General features: G+C 74.1%; 10 protein-coding genes. 3 read left to right on the top strand and 7 right to left on the bottom strand.

Going from position 1 to position 15,602, the window contains the following annotated elements:
- The 6 genes from ACLU3S_RS04255 to ACLU3S_RS04230 all read right to left on the bottom strand — a co-directional run.
- Positions 1-962, bottom strand: a 962-nt coding sequence (locus ACLU3S_RS04255; protein WP_413950357.1) for a bifunctional transcriptional activator/DNA repair enzyme AdaA, incomplete at its 3' end; no start/stop codon positions are given.
- Between the two features lie 202 nt (positions 963-1,164).
- A complete protein-coding gene (rsgA, locus tag ACLU3S_RS04250) occupies positions 1,165-2,274 on the bottom strand; it encodes a ribosome small subunit-dependent GTPase A (RefSeq protein ID WP_413950356.1) in 1,110 nt (369 codons plus the stop codon).
- Between the two features lie 500 nt (positions 2,275-2,774).
- On the bottom strand, positions 2,775-4,025 hold the full coding sequence (locus tag ACLU3S_RS04245; RefSeq protein ID WP_413950355.1) for an erythromycin esterase family protein: 1,251 nt from the start codon (positions 4,023-4,025) through the stop codon (positions 2,775-2,777).
- Between the two features lie 131 nt (positions 4,026-4,156).
- The gene (locus ACLU3S_RS04240; protein ID WP_413950354.1) at positions 4,157-5,662 is read right to left on the bottom strand and encodes a cellulose binding domain-containing protein; all 1,506 of its coding nucleotides are present in this window, start codon (positions 5,660-5,662) and stop codon (positions 4,157-4,159) included.
- A gap of 228 nt (positions 5,663-5,890) precedes the next feature.
- Positions 5,891-7,210, bottom strand: coding sequence for a radical SAM protein (locus tag ACLU3S_RS04235; protein WP_413950353.1), 1,320 nt, complete (start codon positions 7,208-7,210; stop codon positions 5,891-5,893).
- Between the two features lie 370 nt (positions 7,211-7,580).
- Complete coding sequence (locus ACLU3S_RS04230) at positions 7,581-8,588, bottom strand: hydroxyacid dehydrogenase (protein ID WP_413950352.1); 1,008 nt, start codon at positions 8,586-8,588, stop codon at positions 7,581-7,583.
- Positions 8,589-8,697: 109 nt separating this feature from the next.
- Between ACLU3S_RS04230 and ACLU3S_RS04225 the strand changes: the two genes are divergently transcribed.
- From ACLU3S_RS04225 to ACLU3S_RS04215, 3 genes are all read left to right on the top strand, one after another.
- Positions 8,698-9,960, top strand: a complete 1,263-nt coding sequence (locus tag ACLU3S_RS04225) for an FAD-binding protein (RefSeq protein ID WP_413950351.1) — start codon at positions 8,698-8,700, stop codon at positions 9,958-9,960.
- A gap of 135 nt (positions 9,961-10,095) precedes the next feature.
- The gene (locus tag ACLU3S_RS04220; protein ID WP_413950350.1) at positions 10,096-11,337 is read left to right on the top strand and encodes an ROK family transcriptional regulator; all 1,242 of its coding nucleotides are present in this window, start codon (positions 10,096-10,098) and stop codon (positions 11,335-11,337) included.
- 261 nt (positions 11,338-11,598) lie between these two features.
- On the top strand, positions 11,599-14,481 hold the full coding sequence (locus tag ACLU3S_RS04215) for a glycoside hydrolase family 2 TIM barrel-domain containing protein (protein ID WP_413950349.1): 2,883 nt from the start codon (positions 11,599-11,601) through the stop codon (positions 14,479-14,481).
- 219 nt (positions 14,482-14,700) lie between these two features.
- On the opposite strand, the gene ACLU3S_RS04210 is transcribed toward ACLU3S_RS04215, so the two are convergent.
- Positions 14,701-15,510, bottom strand: coding sequence for an isocitrate lyase/PEP mutase family protein (locus ACLU3S_RS04210; RefSeq protein WP_413950348.1), 810 nt, complete (start codon positions 15,508-15,510; stop codon positions 14,701-14,703).
- Positions 15,511-15,602: the final 92 nt, after the last annotated feature.

Genomic DNA, 15,602 nt, shown 5'->3' with positions numbered 1-15,602 from the left:
TACGGGTCGGCGTCGAGGTCGAACAGCCGCCGCAGCCGCTGCACGGCGGTCGTGAGGTCGCGGGGGTCGGTGAGGTGCAGCCGGGCGTCGAGCCAGCCGCCCGGACGGGTGCCGGTGCCCGCCTTGGGCACCCGGGTGCGCTCGGCGACGGCGGCGATCCCGGTGCCGTAGGGCAGCCGCAGGGTGCGCCGGTAGGTGCGCTCGCCCGCGCCGCCGGTCACCTCCTCGACGCCCGGCACCGCCTCCCGGGCGAGCTGGTCGAAGACGGCGGCGGCCTGGTAGGGGCCCCGGTGGGCGAGCCGCAGCGGGATCCCCGCTCCCGGTGCGGCCCGGCGGGCGCCCCTGCCGCGCGGGGCGGCGGCCCGTACCTCGGTCGGGGTGGCGGCGTACACCTCCCGGACGGTGTCGTTGAACTGCCGCACGCTGGCGAACCCGGACGCGAACGCGATCTGCGTGACCGGCAGGTCCGTGGTCTGCAGCAGCACCCGCGCGGTGTGCGCCCGCTTGGCGCGGGCGAGCGCCACGGGCCCCGCGCCCAGCTCGGCGGTGAGCTGGCGCTGCACCTGCCTGGCGCTGTAGCCGAGCCGCGCGGCCAGCCCGGCCACGCCCTCGCGGTCCACGACGCCGTCGGCGATGAGCCGCATCGCCCGTCCGACGACGTCCGCCCGCACGTTCCACTCGGCGGATCCCGGCACGGCGTCCGGCCGGCACCGCCGGCAGGCACGGAACCCCGAGCGCTGCGCGGCGGCGGCCGTCGCGAAGAACCGCACGTTGCGCCGCCTGGGCGTCACCGCCGGGCAACTCGGCCGGCAGTAGATCCCGGTCGTCTCGACGGCGAAGAAGAACGCCCCGTCGAACCGCCCGTCCCTGCTCCGCACGGCCTCGTACCTGGTGTCGTCCGCATCCGTCACGGTTCCAGTGTCGGGCGCGCGCGGTGGGGCAGGCCAGCGGAAATCGGACATGGCGTTCACCGCGTCCGCCAGGTGCCCGGCGCCCCGATCAGCGCACCCACCGCCCCCCGCCGATGCCGGGGCACCCGGATCAGCGCACCCACCGCGCCCCGCACGCGCCAGGCACCGGATCAGCGCACCCACCGCGTCCGCCAGGTGCCCGGCGCCCCGATCAGCGCACCCACCGACCCCCGCCGATGCCGGGGCACCCGGATCAGCGCACCCACCGCCCCCGTTTCGCCTCCATCGCCGCCTTGCCCTCGGAGCCCCTGCGCTTCCACTCCCGGCGAAGCTCCGAGCGGACTCTGGCGTCGGTCTTGGCCACGATCCACTGGTTCTCGCGCACCAGCTTCCGGTAGCTCTCCAGCCGCCGCGCCGCCAGCTCCCCGCTCTCCACGGCGGAGAGCACCGCGCAGCCCGGCTCCCTCTCGTGGGCGCAGTCGTGGAAGCGGCAGCGCCCGGCCAGTTCCTCGATCTCGGTGAACACCTGCCCGACCCCGCTCTCGGCGTCGTACAGGCCGACCCCCCGCAGCCCGGGGGTGTCGATGAGGACGCCGCCGGCGGGCAGGGCGAGCAGGTTGCGGGTGGTCGTGGTGTGCCGCCCCTTGCCGTCGACGTCACGGGCGGCGCGCACGTCCATGACGTCCGCGCCGACGAGGGCGTTGGCCAGGGTGGACTTGCCCGCGCCCGACTGGCCGAGCAGCACGGAGGTGCCGGAGCCGACGAGCGCGACGAGGGCGTCCAGCCCGTCGCCGTGCAGGGCGCTGACGGTGAGCACGGGCACGCCGGGCGCGCTCGTCTCCACGTCCTGCACCAGGTGACCCAGGGTGACCGGGTCCGGCACCAGGTCGGCCTTGGTGAGGACGACGACCGGCTGGGCGCCGGACTCCCAGGCGAGGGCGAGGAACCGCTCCACGCGGCCGAGGTCGAGCTCGACGGCGAGGGACACGGCGACGACGGCGTGGTCGACGTTGGCGGCGAGGATCTGCCCCTCGGACCGCTTGGAGGAGGTGGAGCGCACGAAGGCGGTACGGCGCGGCAGATACGCGCGGACGTAGCGCGGGTTGCCGCCGGGTTCGACGGCGACCCAGTCGCCGGTGCACACGACCCGCATCGGGTCGTGCGGGGTGACGAAGGCGGTGTCGGCGCGGACGACCCCGTCGGCGGTGACGACGTCGCACTGCCCGCGGTCGACCCGGACGACCCGGCCGGGCAGCAGGCCCTGCTCGGCGTACGGAGCGAACTCCGCTTCCCACCCCTCGTCCCAGCCGTAGGGAGCCAGAGGGTGCGAAGCGGAAGAAGCCGGAAGAGAAGAGAGATTCAAGGGGAACCCTTCACAGGGCGGCCCCGGCCGCGCGCGCTCACAGGCGCGCAGAAGACAGGAGGATCAGCCGGAGGCCACGGAGGTGGAATGGACGAACGTCTGGTTGCGGGCAGCGCCCATCACAGAGACAGCCATCGGTCACACCTCCCGTTCCTCACATAGTCGCCAACGGCGATCACCGACCGCCGCGCGAAGCAGTCCTCACCCTAGAACAGCACGTACCCGAGTGCCATCGATTTTCCCCTCGGGCAGCGGTCGGGTCGGCGGCCTCCAGGACCAAGGCGACCTGCCGGACTCCCGCTCCTCAGCTCCCGTCCCCCCACACGGCGTGCAGATCCGCACACCGAACGGTGATCGACGCGTCGGTGAGAGAGGCAGTCGCCTCCATTGTCGCTGGTGATGTCCCCGGTCCCCTTCGGGTCGCTGCAGTCGCAGACGTGGATTTCCACGTTCCTTCCCTTTGTGTTGCCCAGTGGAGGCCAGCTACGTGTGCCGGACTCTCAGCTCAGGAGCGCCGAGGGTGTCGAGCGGGCCACGTAGGCCAGTCCGTCGTACTCCCGCATGAGCACCGTCGATGTCATGGAGAAGCGGTACGTCACGCGCGGCACACCGGCGCCGAAGGAGCGCATGAACTGGGGGTTCTCCAGCCACTGGGCAACGGCGGGCTCGGTCCGGCCGGCACGGAGGTCGATCAGGTGGTCGTCGGGGGTGGCCGAGCCCAGTTGAGCCTCGACGGAGCGCGGACCCGCCGCACTGATGGTGTGCTTCCTGGGCGGTCGTGTCGCGGAGTTTCCGGGGCGGGCCCGGAAGGCGCCTTCGCCGAACAGGAGGCCCAGGGCGTAGTACCGCTCACCGTAGTGATCTCTGAGGTGCCGTCCCATGGCGGGTATGTCCCGCGCGTAACGGTCGGTGCAGACATGGCCGTTGTGGGCCCAGACGGCCACCTTTCCGACGGTCCCCTCTTCCAGGGAGATCACCGCCTGGGCCATGTGGCGGTCCCGGGCGGCCAGAGCGCCCATCTCCTCGCCCTCGCCGCGCAGCGGCCGGGAGGCCACGTCGGCCGCGGCCACGACCAGGCGCGCATGCCCGAGTGCGCGATCGACCACCGCGTCCCCCAGGTGCGCGGCAAGCCGGGGACGCTCGTGCTGGAGGAATCGCTCCAGGTCCCTTGCCTCGGCGAGGAGTTGGGTGCGCTGGGTCACGAGGGATCCCGTCCTTGCCTCCGCCAGTGTGCCGAGCAGGCCATCGGTGATGTCCGCCCGTTCCGGTGCCGGCGTGCGCAGCACGGCGGCCAGCTCCCCGAGGGAGGGGCCGCAGCGCTGGGGGTCGATGCCCACGAAACGCACGGCCCGCTCCTGGGGAACCGTTCGGTTGTGGGCGCGCATCCACTCGACGACGTCGAGCATTTCGCGGGTCCGCCACGTCCAGAAGCCGAGGCCGGCCAGGGCCTCGGCGGCATCACCGGTTCTGTGCAGCACGTAGTCGTCGACCGCCTGGGCGGCCGAGGCGGAGGCCTCCATGGCCAGGGCGGTGTACCCCATCTCCTCGACGAGGAAGCGCAGTAACCGGTGTTTGAGCCGGAAGAACTCGGCGGTCCCGTGCGTCGCTTCCCCCATCCCCAACACACGTACGTCGCGCAGAACCTTGCGCAGTGGCTCCAGGTCACCGTGGCCCCGGTCCGATGCCTCGGCGTGCAGGCCTCGCAGCGGCAAGGCGTTTTCCTTCAGCCAGCGTCGGACTTCCTCGGTCATCGCCCTTTCCTTTTGCATCACCCTGGGCACGGTGCCCCAGCCGGTGCGATCACGCCTTTACGGACCGGACGCAGTCCGGCCGGACGTTTCGCCGGCGGGCTCGTCTGGCGAGGCGTTGTCCGCGCCGTGCCTCAGCCCGTCGTGCAGGGTGTTCCGTTGAGGGTGAAGGCGTACGGCGGGTCGTTCCTGCCCTGCCAGGTGCCGACGAAGCCGAAGGACAGGGTGCCGTGCGCGGTGACGGCCCTGTTGTAGTCGGCGGCGGTCGCGGTGACGCGGGAGCCGTTCTGGTGGGCGACGGCGTCCCACATCTGGTGGACGCGCTGGCCGTCGCGGAAGGACCAGGCGACCTGCCAGCCGGCGAGCGCGTGCTCGGTGGTGACCGTGACGGTGGCCTGGAAGCCGTCGGACCACTCGCCGTCCTGGTGGTAGGCGACCCGGCAGGTGGCCGCTTCCGTGGTGGCGGGGGCGGTGGTGGCGGGGGCCTTGTTGGGGCGAGGTCGGTGCGTGGCGGAGGAGGTGCCCTGGGGTTCGGGGTCGGGTGCCCTGCCGCCGGAGTCCTTCGTGCGGGTGCCGGTCACGGAGGGTGCGGCCGAGGGCGGCGCGGCGGGCGAGGTCGCCGGGGAGCGGCCGGCGGTGGTGTGCGTGACGCCGGGGTGGGCGGCGGCCCGTCGGGCGTCGCCGGCGGCAGCGGTGTCGTCGCCGCCGAACGGCATCATCGACGCGCCGAGGGCGAGCGCGGACAGCAGCACGGCGGCGCCGAGCAGCCCGCCGCGCAGGACCCGGCTGCGGCCGGGCTTCTCCTCAGGATCGCCGGGGTCGGGGGCGGCGGCGCCCGGGCGGCCCGCGCCTAGCCGGACCTCGGCGGCGCGGCGGCGCCGCTCCAGGTAGGCGAGTCCGCCCCAGCCGATCACCCCGCCGGCCAGGGCGGCGGGCAGTCCGCCGCCGTGCAGCCGCAGACAGGCGGCGGCCTCGGCGCACCGCTCGCAGGTCGCGAGGTGCCGGGAGAGGTCGTCCGGGGTGTCGGCGGAGGGCGAGCGGGTGACGGCGTCCAGCAGCCCGGCGTAGGAGCGGCACTGCGCGTCCATCGGCGTGTCGAGGTGGGCGCGGCGGCAGCGGTCCCGGAACAGGGTGCGGACCTGTTCGAGTTCCTCGCCCACGGCGGCCGGGTCGAGGCCGAGGCGGCGGGCGACCGTCGGCAGGGGCAGTGCCTCGACCTCGGCCAGCCACAGCAGCGAGGCGTCCGCCTCCTGCAGGTCCCTCAGCGCGCGCAGCGCCACCGGGCGCTCCAGCGGCGGGCCCGAGAAGCGGGCCGCCTTGCCGGAGTTGAGCCACAGCCTGAGGTCCGGGTCGAGCTTGTGCCCCTGCCCGCCGGCCTCCCAGGCGGCGGCGGTGGAGCGGACGGCGGTGAGCAGGGCCGGGATCGCGGGCAGCCGGGGGGTGCGCCGGCCAGCGCCGCGCACATGGGTGCTCGCGGCGGCACGCAGCTCGCGCATGCCGAGCGTGAACGCCTCGGTGGCCAGCTCATGGGCCGTCAGCGACCCGGAGGTGCACAGGTCGGCGTACGAGAGCACCGCGTCCCAGGCCTCCGAGAACAGCGCGGCCTCGGTGGCGTCCTGAGGGGTCGGCAGGTCGGGCATGGGACTCCTGCATCCACGAGCGAGGTCAACTCACCATAGGCACGGTGGAGTTGGCGGGAACCTCGCGGCAGGACACAGAGCCTTGCACGTCCTCGACACAACTGACAAGCGCCCTGTTCACATCCGGTTACGTACGGTGGTGACACGCATGTGCGCCGCGACTGGCCCGCAACTTCGGCCTCTGGTACGGATGCCGGAGCCGTTCGACTCACCGTCCCCGGGTGCGCCTCACACCTCCGCCGGTTCCTCCGCGGGCAGGCTGTCCATGAAGGAGCTGACGGAGAAGACCGCGCGGCCGGGTCCGGGCGGGCCGTAGCCGGGCGGGGAGGACAGCCCGAAGTCGTCCATCGTCCGGCGGTAGGCCTCCAGCAGCCTGATGTGGTACTCCAGCGGGGCGCCCTGCGGGTTGGCCTTGCCGAGCGGGGTCGTGGGCTCCGGGCACCAGGTGGTGAAGCGGGGCGTGATGCCGTGCGACATGAAGAAGCGCAGGCCCTCGGTGGTGGAGGCGATGGCCTCGTCCACGGTGGTGAAGCCGAACGGCTCGGCCATCTCCACGCCCGCGACGAAGTTCGGGATGACGTTGCGCGCGCCGAACACCTCGGCGGAGTCCAGGATCCGCCGGTGCCACTCGTCCCGGCCGACGTAGCGCTCCTTGCCGGGGCAGTACAGCTCGAACAGCCGGCGGTCCCACACCTCGAAGTTGGGGTGGTAGATCTGCACGCCGTAGTCCTTGAACCGCTGCACGTCCGCCTTGGGCAGCGCCTGCGCCACCACCTTGCCGATCCAGCGGCCCGGGAAGCGCTCCTCGATGGCCTTGGCGTAGTGGCCGTAGAAGTCGGCCTCGTCACGGCCCGCGACCGTCTTGGTGATGGCACCGCCGGTGAGGGTGTACGCGGTGGACGCCTTCTGGGTGTCGTACCGGTCGATGATCTCCAGGGCCTCGAGGACCTCCTCGACGTCCTTGACGCCGGTGTAGGGCCGCCCGGCCGCCTTGTGCTGTCGCCAGTTGTGGTTGATGTCGCAGTACTGGCACTCCTCCTTGGCGCCGAAGTACTGGCAGACCCGGAAGACGGTCAGGTAGATGAGGTAGCCCCACTGGATGGTGGGGGCGACCTCCATCACGGACTTCCCGTTGGACAGGGTGTGCCGGTAGTACTCGGGCATCGGCGGTACGCCGACGTCGGCGATGCGCCTGCCGTCGAGGTAGAGGCCGAGCAGGCCCTCGTCGTCGGCGGCGACGCGGTACGGCGAGGCCGGGTTCACCCGAACGGAGACGACCGTGCGGCGCAGGTCGTAGGGGCCGCCCGTGAGGATGATCTCCTCGGGCGGGCGCCGCAGGGCGGCCTCGCCCAGCTCGGGCAGGGTGCCGTGGTCGAAGGAGAAGATGAAGTACGACTTCGGCTTGACGTCGCCGTCCTCGTTGTCGCTGAGAGCGGATCGGTCGAAGGCGACGCCGCCCCTGAGCAGGTCCTCCTTGAAGACGGCCTCCCGCGGCACATGCGGGAACCGCTCCATCAGATCCTCGACCAGCACGGTGCGACTGCCCATCCGTATGTCTCCTCCCGGCTCAGGCGTTCGTCTCTCACCGTATGCCCCCGCCCGGCCGTCCACCGTGCCGGGTCCCCGCACGACGCGCGAGGCGGTCGGGTACGGCGATACCGGCGGGCCGGGCCGGGCACGGGCCCGCCCCGGACGCGGACCGGCGGCAGGGCCCCGCTCCAGGCCGGGGGCCACGCCGGGCCCATCGCCCTCCTCCCGGGCACCGGCGCGGCCGGTGACGGGCAGGCGGTCGCGCAACGGCTCGGACGTCAGCGCCGGGGACGCCGCCGACCGTCCCCGCACGGCCGTCGGCGTGACGGATGTCTCCGGCGCCGGGGTACCGGGCGACGCACTCCGCGGCGACGCGCGACGTGCCGTGTCAGGCCGTGTGCCCGAGCTCCGCCTCGTCGACGGCGTGCAGCAGGCCGGAGCCGGACGAGAGCCGCTCGGCCTCCTCGACCACGGTGCGGCCGAGGCGGGAGAGTTCGTTGCCCTGGGAGCCGGCGAGGTGCGGGGTGACGAAGGCGCCGGGCAGGTCGTAGAGGGGGGAGTCGGCGGGCAGCGGTTCGGGGTCGGTGACGTCCAGGACCGCGCCGAGGCGCCCGGTGCCTACCTCCCCGATCAGGGCCTCGTGGTCGACGAGGGCGCCGCGCGCGGTGTTGACGAGCACCGATCCGTCCGGCATCAGGGCGAGTTCGCGCGCGCCGATCAGGTGCTGTGTCTCGGGGGTGTGCGGGGCGTGCAGGGTGACGACGTCGCAGGTGCGCAGCAGCTCGTCCAGCGGCAGCAGGGTCACGCCGAGCCGGGCCGCCTCGGCCGCGTCGACGTACGGGTCGGTGAGGGCGACCGCCAGGTCGTGGGGGCGCAGCAGCTCGATCAGCCGACGGCCGACGCGGGAGGCGCCGACGACGCCCAACCGGCGGCCGTGGTTGCCGACGCCGGGGACGATGCCGCCGTGGGGAAAGGCGCGGCGGGCGCGCAGCCGGTCGCGGAGGGCGAAGACGTCCTTGCCGGTCAGCAGAATCATGGCCAGCGTGTACTCGGCGACGGGCAGCGCGTTGGCGGCGGCGGCCGAGGAGACGGCGATGCCCCGCCGCCAGACCTCGGGGGTGGTGAAGCCCTTGACGGAGCCGGCGGCGTGCAGCACGGCGCGCAGCTTCGGGGCCGCGTCCAGGGCGGCGGCGTCCAGGCGGGGGCAGCCCCAGCCGGTGATCAGGACCTCCGTGCGGGCCAGGGTCTCGCGCAGCCGCGGCTCGGTGAGGTCATGGGCCACGAGAGCGGGGTCGATGTCCACGCACGCCCGCAGCCGCGCGAGCAGCTCGGGCGGGAAGAGGTACGGCACGTTCCGGGCCGTCATGGCGAACAGCGCCTGGGGACGCTCGGGCAAGGCAGGGGCCTTCCGGCTCGGTGAGGCGACGGCAGCAAGCGGTCTCTACGGTAGGTGGCGGCGGATGAGAGGGTCAACGCATGACGCACACTGCGGAAGGGACGCACGGATGACAGGCACGGCCGGGACCGCTGGGGCGGTCACGAACTGGGCGAGAACCATCACCTACACGGCGAAGGAGTACCACCGCCCGGCGACGCTCGACGCGCTCAGGGCGCTGGTCGCGGGCAGCGCGCGGGTGCGCGTGCTGGGCAGCGGCCACTCCTTCAACCGGATCGCCGATCCGGGTGCGGACGGCGTGCTGCTGTCCACGGCGGCCCTGCCGCCGCTGATCGACGTCGACACGGCGGCCCGTACGGTACGGGTGTCCGGCGGGGTCCGGTACGCCGAGCTGGCCCGCGCGGTGCACGCGCACGGGCTCGCGCTGGCCAACATGGCCTCGCTGCCGCACATCTCGGTGGCCGGTTCGGTGGCGACCGGCACGCACGGTTCCGGGGTGGGCAACGGACCGCTGGCGTCCGCCGTGCGGGAGGTGGAGCTGCTCCTCGCGGACGGGTCGGCGGTGACGATCGCACGGGGTGACGCGCGCTTCGACGGCGCCGTGACCTCGCTCGGCGCGCTGGGCGTCGTCACCGCGCTCACCCTCGACCTGGAGCCGGCGTTCGAGGTCGCGCAGCATGTCTTCACCGAATTGCCGCTGGAAGGGCTGGACTTCGACGCGGTGGCGGCCGCCGGGTACAGCGTGAGCCTGTTCACCGACTGGCGGCGGCCGGGCTTCCGGCAGGTCTGGGTCAAGCGGCGCACCGACCGGCCCCTGGTGGACTTCCCGTGGGCGGCGCCCGCGACCGGGCCGCAGCACCCGGTGCCGGGGATGCCGGCGGCCAACTGCACCGAGCAGCTGGGCGTGCCGGGGCCGTGGCACGAGCGGCTGCCGCACTTCCGGGCGGAGTTCACGCCGAGCAGCGGGGAGGAGATCCAGTCGGAGTACCTGCTGCCGCGGCCGGCGGCCGTGGCGGCGCTGCGGGCGGTCGACGGTGTGCGGGAGACGGTCGCCGGCGTGCTGCAGACCTGCGAGGTGCGCACCATCGCCGCGGACGCGCAGTGGCTCAGCCCGGCGTACGCGCGGGACTCGGTGGCGCTGCACTTCACCTGGGTGCGGGACGGGGCGGCCGTGCTGCCGGTGGTGCGCCGGCTGGAGGAGGCCCTGGAGCCTTTCGATCCGCGCCCGCACTGGGGGAAGGCGTTCGCGGTCCCGTCGCCGGTCCTGCGCGAGCGGTACGAACGCCTCGCGGACTTCCGGACCCTGGTGAAGGCCCTGGATCCCGCCGGGAAGTTCACCAACCCGTTCGTCCGCGACCTCCTGGACGGCTGAGGCCGGGTGGGCTCGGCCGACTTCCTCCAACCCCTTTCCTAAGCCCTTGCCGAACACCGCCGGGAGCGCCTAGCCTGACGCCCGCACCGGTGCCGAGGTCGTCCGGGCCGTGAGGGGATGTGGAGGGGCAGCCGCGTGAAGCGCACATCGCGTGACATCCGCACCGGGAACCGCTACGAGGTGCTGCGCCAGATCATCGCCGAGTCGCCGACCTCCCGGCAGGAGCTCGCGACCGCCACCGGGCTGAGCCTGGCCACGGTCGCCACGCTCGTCGGCGAGCTGCTGGAGCTCGGCATGATCACCGAGGTCGGCTACGAGGACTCGGCCGGCGGCCGCCCGCGAGGGCTGGTCGCGGTCGACGCGTCGGGCGGCGCGCTGATCGGCGTGGACGTCGCGGAGACGTACGTCCACGCCGAGCTGTTCGACCTCGCGCTGAACGTGCTGGCCCGCGCCGACGAGGAGATGCACCCCGGCGAGGGCGGGCCCGAGCAGGTGGTCGGGCGGGTGGCCGCCGCCGTCGGCTCGGTGGTCGCGCAGGCCGGGGCCGGGGCGGCCCGGGTGCTCGGCGTCGGGGTGAGCGTGCCCGGCCAGATCGACCGGGACACCGGCGTCGCCGAGTACGCGGCCAACTGGGACTGGCACGACGTGCCGTTGCTCGATCTGCTCGCCGAACACGTTCCGTACCCGCTGTACCTGGACAATCCGCTGCGCGCCTGCACGGTCGCCGAGTTGTGGTTCGGGGCCGCGCGGGGACGCGGGGACGCGGTGGTGGTCAACCTCGGTACCGGCGTCGGCGCGGGTCTCGCGCTCGGCGGCGGGCTGCACCGGGGCGTGAGCAACAGCGCCGGCGAGTGGGGACACACCACGCTGGTCCTGGACGGCCGGCTGTGCCACTGCGGCAACCACGGCTGTGTGGAGACGTACGTCGGCGCTCCCGGCATCATGCAGAACCTGCGCGAACTGAGCCCGCGGTCCCCCCTGTTGCACCCCGGCGACCAGACGGCCACCGTCTCCGCGCTGGCCGCCGCGGCGGCGGGCGGCGATCCGGTCGCGCTCAAGGTCGTCCGGGAGACCGCCCGCTACCTCGGCGCCGGCATCTCGGACCTGGTCAACCTGCTCAACCCCGAGGTGGTCGTCCTCAGCAGCTGGGTCGCCTCCCGGCTGGGCGAGCCGCTGCTGGACGAGGTCCGCCGGGCCGTCGCCCGGCACGCCCTTCGCAGACCGCTGGCCGCCGTCGAGATCGTCCTGTCCCCGATCCCCACCGACCCGGTGTCCCTCGGCGCGGCCACCTTCGCGCTGGAGGGGGCGCTGCAGTCCGTCGGGCAGCGGGCGGCGAAGCGCGTCACCGCGGGGAGCCGCAGCGCACCGCCCTCATGACGACGGAAGGGATGCACGTGCCGCACCCCCGCGCCTCCCCCGGGCGAGCCGCGTTCCGCGCCTCGTCGCCGCCCCGCCCACGGCCACCGGTGACGCCGCACGGCGCCGGACGCTCGGCGCCGACGGACAGAGCGTGAACGAGGCGCCCGGACGCCGGCGGCCGGGTCACGGCCGTCGGCAGCTAGGCGATCCTCCCCCGCCGCGACGGCGGCCCGAACGAGTCCCGGACCCGGCAGTACCCCCTTCCCCGCTAGGAGACCGATGTCCGTCCCCACCCGCACCGCCACCGACTACGTCGAGGACGTCTCGCCGGGCTCCGGGGCGCTGCCGCCCCGCGCGTGGTACGCGTCCTCCGACGCCAGAACCCTTTCCCTCAACGGCAGCTGGCGGTTCCGGCTGTCGCCGACGGCCGACGCCGAGGACGACTCCTTCGCGCAGCCGGGATACGACGCCGACGGCTGGGCCGAGCTGGCGGTCCCCGGCCACTGGGTCCTCCAGGGGCACGGCTCCCCCGTCTACACCAACCACCTCTACCCGTTCCCGGTCGACCCGCCGCGGGTGCCCACCGAGAACCCGACCGGCGACCACCTGCGCGTCTTCGACCTGCCCGCACACTGGCCGGCCGACGGCGGCGCCGTGCTGCGCTTCGACGGAGTGGAGTCCTGTGCCCGGGTCTGGCTGAACGGCACGGACCTCGGCGAGTTCAAGGGCTCACGGCTGGCACACGAGTTCGCGGTCGGCCCGCTGCTGAAGGCCACGGGGAACGTGCTGGCGGTCCGGGTCCACCAGTGGTCGGCGGGCTCCTACCTGGAGGACCAGGACCAGTGGTGGCTGCCCGGCATCTTCCGGGACGTCACCCTGCTGCACCGCCCGGCCGGCGGCGTCCTGGACTTCTTCGTGCACGCCTCCTACGACCACGTCGCCGGCACCGGCACGCTGCGCGTCGACTCCGACGTGGACGGCCGGGTCACCGTGCCGGACCTGGGCATCGACGTCGCGACCGGCGAGGCGGTGACGGTGCCGGCCGAACCCTGGTCGGCGGAGGTGCCGCGGCTGTACGACGGCGTGCTGGCCACCGAGGGCGAGCGGGTGCCGCTGCGCATCGGCTTCCGCACGGTGGAGCTGTCGGACGGCCTCATCAAGGTCAACGGACGGCCCGTCCTCTTCAAGGGCGTCAACCGGCACGAGTGGCACCCGGAGCGGGGCCGCGCGCTGGACCTCGCCACCATGCGCGAGGACGTGCTGCTGATGAAGCGGCACAACGTCAACGCCGTCCGCACGTCCCACTACCCGCCGCACCCGGCCTTCCTCGACCTGTGCGACGAGTACGGCCTGTGGGTGATCGACGAGTGCGACCTGGAGACCCACGGCTTCGTCGAGCAGGGCTGGCGGGACAACCCCGTCGACGACGACCGCTGGACCCCGGCCCTGCTGGACCGGGCGGCCCGCATGGTCGAGCGCGACAAGAACCACCCGTCGGTGCTCCTGTGGTCCCTCGGCAACGAGGCCGGCACGGGCCGCGGCCTGACCGCCATGGCCGAGTGGATCCACGACCGCGACCCCTCGCGCCTCGTGCACTACGAGGGCGACATCACCTGCCGTGACACCGACGTCTACTCGCGGATGTACGCCGACCACGCCGAGGTCGAGCGGATCGGCCGCGGCCTGGACGGCGGCCCCGGCAGGCGGCGCCGGCTGCCCTTCATCCTGTGCGAGTACGCCCACGCCATGGGCAACGGCCCCGGCGGACTCGCCGACTACCAGCGGCTGTTCAAGTCGTACGACCGGCTCCAGGGCGCCTTCGTCTGGGAGTGGATCGACCACGGCATCGCCCACCCGGAGCTGGGCTACGCCTACGGCGGCGACTTCGGCGAGGAGCTGCACGACGGCAACTTCGTCTGCGACGGCCTGCTGTTCCCGGACCGGCGGCCCTCCCCCGGCCTGGTCGAGTTCAAGAAGGTGATCGAGCCGGTCGGGATCACCGGCGACGGCACGGACGGCACGGTCCGCGTGACCAACGCGTACGACATGGCGGACCTTTCGCCGCTCGCCTTCTCGTGGTCGTACCAGGTCGACGGCGAGACGGTCGGGTCCGGGCCGCTGTCGGTGCCCGCTCTGGCGCCCGGGGAGTCGGCCGACGTCAAGCTGCCCGAGCCGCCGCCCGGGGCACCGGCCGGCGAGGCCCACTGGACGGTCCGCGCGGCGCTCGCGGCCGACACCCGGTGGGCGCCGAAGGGCCACGTCGTGGCGTGGGGTCAGCTCCCGGCGTCCGAGCGCACCATCCCCCGGGTCCCGGCGACCGCCCGGCCGCTGACCGGGGCCGGGGACGGGGTGATCACGCTCGGCCCCGGCACCTTCGACGCGCGCACCGGCGCCCTCACGGCGGTCGGCGACATCGCCGTCACCGGTCTGCGCCTGGACGTGTGGCGGGCGACCACCGACAACGACGACGGCGCCCCCTGGCAGCCCGAGCTGCGCCACGGGCTGCTCTGGCGCGAACTGGGCCTGCACCGCGTGCGGCACCGCCTGGACGCGGTGGAGGCCGGCGAGGACGCGCTGACGGTCCGCACCCGGGTGGCGCCGGCCGCGCGGGAGGTGGGCCTGGCGGCGGTGTACCGCTGGACGTCCGACGGGGACCGGCTGCGGCTGACCGTGTCCGTGGCCCCGCAGGGCGAGTGGACGGTGCCGCTGCCCCGGCTCGGCATCCGGTTCGCTCTGTCCTCGGCCGACCGGGTCCGGTGGTTCGGCGGTGGTCCCGGCGAGGCGTACCCGGACACCAGGGCCGCCGCGATGGCCGGCCGCTGGGAGTCGACCGTGGACGAGCTGCAGACGCCGTACGTCCGCCCGCAGGAGAACGGCGCCCGCATCGACGTCCGGTGGGCCGAGCTGGGCGGCCTGCGCGTCGAGGGCGACCCGGAGTTCTTCCTGACCGCCCGCCGCTGGACGACCGAGCAGCTGGACGCCGCCGCGCACCGCAGCGACCTGGTGCCCGGCGACACCGTCTGGGTCAACCTCGACCACGGTCAGCACGGCATCGGCTCCCAGTCCTGCGGTCCCGGCCCGCTGCCGCAGTACCACCTGAAGGCCGAACCGGCCGAGTTCTCGTTCGTCTTCTCCGCGACCGAGGGGACGCGGGCCGTCTGACCGGCACGCTCCCGGCGGCTCCGCGACCTCGGCCGGCGTCGGTTCACCCGCCGGCCGGGGTCGCCTCGTGCGACCCGTCCGGTGTCCCTCCGGGCGAGCGGACCCGGTCCGCCGAACCCCGCCCCACTCGCCGGGCGGGCGGGACACCCGACGCGGTTCGGGCCGCCGACCGGGCGGGACGTTCGTGCGGTGTCCCGGCGGGCCCCTCGGCGCGCCGGATCACCCGGCGGAGTTCGCCGGCCCGCTCGCCGGGACGCCGCGCGCCAGTGTGCACACCTCGTCGTAGGAGGGTGTCGTGCCGACCGGGGTGCGCCCGCCGGCGATGTCGGCCACCGCGTCCAGCGCCGCGCCGAGCGCCCGCCGGTAGGGCAGCGAGCCGAGGCTGACCCGGGCCACACCGAGGTCGGCGAGCTGGGGGACGGTGGGCCCGGCGGTCGAGTACAGGATGTTCAGGGGGACTTCGAGACGCCGGACGAGGGCGGTGATCCGCTCCGGGTCGGTCAGCCCCGGCACGAACACGCCGTCGGCGCCCGCCTGCTGGTAGGCGTCGAGCCGCCGCAGGGTGTCCGTCTCGTCCCCGTCGCCCGACCAGTGGGTGTCGGTGCGGGCGTTGACGAACATTCCGGGTACGGCCGCCTTCACGGCGGCGATCTTCGCGGCGTGCCGCCCGGCCGGCCCGAGCCCGTCCTCCAGGTTGACCCCGACCGCCCCGGCCCGCCACAGCTCCCGCACCAGCTCGGCCACGTCCTGCGGGTCGTCGCTGAAGCCGCCCTCGGCGTCGACCGACAGGAAGTACGGCCCTGCGCCGAGAGAGGCGGCGAGGCGCTGGGTGTGCTCGCGGGTCACCCCCGCCCCGTCGGGCAGGCCGACGGCGGCGGCCACCGCGAGGCTCGACGTGGCGATCGCGGGGAAGCCGCGGGCGGCCAGGGCGGCGGCCGAGGCGTGGTCCCAGGCGTTGGGCAGCAACAGCGGCTCACCCGGACGGTGGTGGAGCCCGGCGAACGAGACCCCGTGGGGCTGTGCGGTCATACGCCCACGCTAGCCGCGGGACGTTTCGGCGCCCGCCGAAGCGTGCGCCGGTCCCGCACCGCCCGTCGCACGGTGCGGGGCCCTGGGCCCGC

This window comes from Streptomyces sp. AF1A (assembly GCF_047340315.1).
GTDB lineage: Bacteria > Actinomycetota > Actinomycetes > Streptomycetales > Streptomycetaceae > Streptomyces.
The sequence above is the reverse complement of the archived record's forward strand: the minus strand, read 5'-3'. Positions and strand labels throughout refer to the sequence as shown.

Bases quoted from the DNA above. Each gene is read 5' to 3' on its own strand.
- ACLU3S_RS04215 (WP_413950349.1), top strand. From the start codon at position 11,599: ATGTCCGTCCCCACCCGCACCGCCACCGACTACGTCGAGGACGTCTCG.
- ACLU3S_RS04240 (WP_413950354.1), bottom strand. From the start codon at position 5,662: ATGCCCGACCTGCCGACCCCTCAGGACGCCACCGAGGCCGCGCTGTTC.
- ACLU3S_RS04235 (WP_413950353.1), bottom strand. From the start codon at position 7,210: ATGGGCAGTCGCACCGTGCTGGTCGAGGATCTGATGGAGCGGTTCCCG.
- ACLU3S_RS04225 (WP_413950351.1), top strand. From the start codon at position 8,698: ATGACAGGCACGGCCGGGACCGCTGGGGCGGTCACGAACTGGGCGAGA.
- ACLU3S_RS04210 (WP_413950348.1), bottom strand. From the start codon at position 15,510: ATGACCGCACAGCCCCACGGGGTCTCGTTCGCCGGGCTCCACCACCGT.
- ACLU3S_RS04245 (WP_413950355.1), bottom strand. From the start codon at position 4,025: ATGACCGAGGAAGTCCGACGCTGGCTGAAGGAAAACGCCTTGCCGCTG.